We start from the raw sequence: 371 nt of genomic DNA, 5'->3' as shown, positions 1-371 counted from the left end.
CCGCATCTCGTCGGGCCTGCGCGTCGGTTCCGCTGCCGACAACGCCGCTTACTGGTCGATCGCGACCACCATGCGTTCGGACAACAAGGCTCTCGGCACGGTTCAGGACGCCCTCGGCCTCGGCGCTGCCAAGACCGACGTTGCCTACACCGCCATGGAAAACTCCAAGGACGTCGTCGACGAGATCAAGAAGAAGCTGGTTGCCGCCAGCGAGCCGGGTGTTGACAAGAGCAAGATCCAGAAGGAAATCAAGGAGCTGCAGAACCAGCTCATCAGCATTTCCAAGTCGGCTTCGTTCTCCGGCGAAAACTGGGTCTACAACGACGCCAACAACACGGCTGCCACCAAGTCGATCGTCGGTTCGTTCAACC

General features: G+C 60.1%; 1 protein-coding gene. It reads left to right on the top strand.

Annotated features, from left to right (window positions below):
- On the top strand, nucleotides 1–371 hold a 371-nt coding region (locus ACTJKE_RS36605), incomplete at both ends, for a flagellin N-terminal helical domain-containing protein (protein WP_440661898.1).

Origin of the sequence: Ensifer sp. 22521 (assembly GCF_052044795.1) — a bacterium.
GTDB lineage: Bacteria > Pseudomonadota > Alphaproteobacteria > Rhizobiales > Rhizobiaceae > Ensifer.
This window is presented reverse-complemented; position numbering and strand designations above follow the sequence as displayed.